Origin of the sequence: Aquabacterium sp. (genome assembly GCF_004297345.1) — a bacterium.
Taxonomy (GTDB): domain Bacteria; phylum Pseudomonadota; class Gammaproteobacteria; order Burkholderiales; family Burkholderiaceae_C; genus Aquabacterium.
Genome location: NZ_SCTN01000460.1, coordinates 1 through 1,571, shown reverse-complemented (window position 1 = coordinate 1,571; position 1,571 = coordinate 1). Strand labels below are relative to the sequence as shown.

Sequence of the window (1,571 nt, the reverse complement as noted above, 5' to 3'; positions counted from 1 at the left end):
GATGTGGATGTATAACCATGAACGCCCAAACATGGCCTTGGGCGGCATCACCCCCAAGCAGCGGTTGGCCATGGCCGCATAGCTCTACTTCTCTGAGCAATGGTTTATGGGGGGATTACCCAAGCTTCTCCAAACCGGCCAGTCAGCTCAATCCGGATTCCTGAATTGAAATACCTCGCAGCAGCCGTTCACGACCTCATCGACTCTGCCAGGGGCTGAACCTGGTCACAGCAAAGCAAGGTCTGGTGAACGCTGTAAACCTACATTGCAAATGGGCTGCTATCAGTGAGCTCTGACTGAAAGCTGGGAACGCCAACATCAGTCCGTAATCAGCGGACCCTTCTGGTACTGCTCGTCTGTGACCGGTTCCATCCATTCCACGTTCTTGCCATCGATCATTTCGGTGAGAGCGAGGTGAGACATCGCCGTGCTGAGCGTTGCGCCGTGCCAGTGGCGTTTGCGGCAGGGGCACCAGATGACGTCGCCAGCCCGAATTTCGGCACGCGGCCCACCCTCGCATTGCGTCCAGCCTACCCCTGACAAAAACACCAGGGTCTGGCCTGCTGGGTGGGTATGCCAGTTGGTTCGGGCACCTGGCTCGAATGTCACGATGGCGCCACCCGCGCGACCTTCGCCTTCGGCCTGGAAGGGACTGTCGATGCGGACCGAGCCCATGAAATAAGAAGCCGGGCCCTTGGCCGATGGCTTGCTGCCGTTACGTGTGATGTTCATGAAGTTGCTCCATCAAGTCTTGGCCAGATCGCCATGCCAGTACGCGGCGGTGACGCCCCCATCCATGAGGAAGTCGCTGCCGGTGATGAAGGCGCCGTCGGGGCCCATCAGAAAGGCGCCCAGTGCGCCGACCTCGTCCGGCGTACCCGCGCGCCCCACAGCACAGGCGTCGATCATGCGCCGGTAGCCTGCACCACGAGGGCCCGTCAATTCGTCCTTCGCCAATGGCGTGATGATGATGCCGGGACTGATGGTGTTGACGCGTGCGCCACGCCGGCCCCATCGCACGGCCTCGGCCATCACCCGCAGCGCATTGCCACGCTTGGATATCTGGTAGGCGTTCAGCGGATCGGTCACCCGATTCGGCTGGAGCATCGGCAATGCCAACAGGTCGTCGACGGGCGTTCTCGCGAGCGCCTGATCCTGTTCGGGCGTCAGCGCTGGCAAGCGGTGGCCGGACATTGATGCGATGACGATACCGCTGCCGCCACGGGCGATGACCTTGCCGAACTCTTCGAGCACCAGCGCTGTCCCATACAGGTCCACGGCGAGAATGGTCGCAGGCGATGCCTGGCTGGGCGAGACACCGGCCGCGTGGATGACGCCACTGACCTCGCCGAGCTCCGTGGCGGCCTGCACGAGCGCCTGCACCGAAGCGCGAGACGACACATCGACGATGGTGGTGCTGACCTGGAAGCCCGCTTCCCTCAGCACCTGGGCCGCTACTTCGGCGTTCTGCATTTTCAGATCGGCCAGCAGCACGTGCTTGCCCGCGCTCACACGGCGCGCGATGGCCTGGCCGATGGATCCTGCACCGATGACAACGATCACGTTTTGCA

General features: G+C 62.3%; 2 protein-coding genes. Both read right to left on the bottom strand.

The genetic code is table 11. From position 1 onward, the window contains the following. Nucleotides 1-318: 318 nt before the first annotated feature. Nucleotides 319-732, bottom strand: coding sequence for a cupin domain-containing protein (locus tag EPO09_RS17800; RefSeq protein WP_290645118.1), 414 nt, complete (start codon nt 730-732; stop codon nt 319-321). Between the two features lie 12 nt (nt 733-744). Next, nucleotides 745-1,571, bottom strand: an 827-nt coding sequence (locus EPO09_RS17795) for an SDR family oxidoreductase (RefSeq protein ID WP_290645116.1), incomplete at its 5' end; no start/stop codon positions are given.

Bases quoted from the DNA above. Each gene is read 5' to 3' on its own strand.
- EPO09_RS17800 (WP_290645118.1), bottom strand. From the start codon at position 732: ATGAACATCACACGTAACGGCAGCAAGCCATCGGCCAAGGGCCCGGCT.